Annotated in this window: 2 protein-coding genes; both read left to right on the forward strand. The window is 43.2% G+C overall.

Translation table 11 applies throughout. From position 1 onward, the window contains the following. Window positions 1–55: 55 nt before the first annotated feature. Window positions 56–433 carry a hypothetical protein gene (locus tag AB9N12_RS19705; RefSeq protein ID WP_369889012.1) on the forward strand — a complete coding sequence of 126 codons (378 nt, stop codon included), beginning with the start codon at window positions 56–58 and terminating at the stop codon, window positions 431–433. Window positions 434–468: 35 nt separating this feature from the next. Beyond that, entirely contained in the window at window positions 469–1,311 is an 843-nt protein-coding gene (locus AB9N12_RS19710) for an IS3 family transposase (protein ID WP_369889013.1), read from the forward strand. The last annotated feature ends 201 nt before the right edge of the window (window positions 1,312–1,512 follow it).

The raw sequence follows: 1,512 nt of genomic DNA on the forward strand, positions 1-1,512 counted from the left end.
TGTCTTATACGGATTTAGGTTGACACCTTTTTAGAGACATAAAAAAAGAAAAATTATGTCTAAATTATCTCGTAAGATTTATTCTGAGACTTTCAAATTGGAAGTTCTCCGTGATTACTTCAGTAGCGGTTTGTCAATGTTTGCTACTGCCAAGAAATGGGGTTTACCCAACCATACTTATATTCTGCGTTGGCAAAAGTGTTATGCAATTGATTCGGATTCCTTATCTTTGTCCCCCGAACTTCTGTCAGATCTTCAAATGAAAAAGAATCCAAAATCAAAATCTAAAGAAGAACTTCTTGAAGCGGAAAATTTGCGTCTGAGAAAGGCTTTGGAACTTGAAAAACTTCGTTCCCATGCCTTTGAAAGACTGATTGAACTCACAGAAAGAGAAGAAGGGATTTCCATCTTAAAAAAAGATGGTGCCAAATAGTCACCGGCCTTCGTGAAGAGTTTCCTCACATCAGTGTGAAAACCCTTTGCGGACTGTTTGGCATGTCTTCCCAGGCCTATTACAAAAAGAAAAAAAATCTTTTGTCGCGTCATCAGATCAGAACAGCCATCTTGGATGCCGTCTTCTTCTACCGCTCAAAGGCTCCGGGCATCGGTGGTTTGAAATTATACCATGAGCTCCGCTCCCTTTATGGAAGCGAGATAACCGGAGGGCGGGATGCCTTCCTTCATCTGCTGCGTTCGGAACGCCTTATGCTGCCCCCGAAGAAACCCAGGCATACGACGGACTCCCACCATCTTTACAAGAAGTATCCGAATCTGATCAAGGGGGTAACGGCACAATACCCGAACCATATCTGGGTATGTGACATCACTTACATCTGGATTGAAGGTGGCGTATGCTACCTCCATCTTGTAACGGACATGTACTCACATGCCGTTTTAGGATGGGTGCTCTCTCCCAGTTTGCATGCCGAATATACGCTACAGGCACTGGAACAGGCCATCAATGAGGCCGGAGGTGGCAATCTTTGCGGCACAATCCACCATTCCGACCGGGGGGTACAGTATGCCTGCGATGCCTATATCGACACACTGGTCACTCATCATATACGTGTGAGCATGACTGAAGATTACAACCCGACGGACAATGCGGTAGCAGAAAGGATGAATGGCATCCTGAAAACGGAATGGATATACGGCATGTCGCTGTTCAGGGATAAAGAGATGGCACGGGAGCAGATTACGCGAATGATTGACTTCTATAATAATGGACGACCACATATGAGCATAGGTATGAAAAAACCCATGGACGTATATCATGGAGAGGTGCCGGGAAAATCATTGTGGAAAAAATAAGGTTCCATATGATAAATAAATACTATATTTGCGATACCGAGAGCCCGAGCACACTCAGATTTGTCCATTGTTTTTACGTATGACAACTATCTTAGGAGCAAAGGGAAGAAACTAACAACTGTTTTAGTTATGAATAACAGAATGTGACAACTTATTTAGTAACTAGCCTCTAAAAGTGACAACCATTTCTAGTATAAGTCA

Source organism: Bacteroides sp. AN502(2024) (assembly GCF_041227145.1).
Lineage (GTDB): Bacteria > Bacteroidota > Bacteroidia > Bacteroidales > Bacteroidaceae > Bacteroides.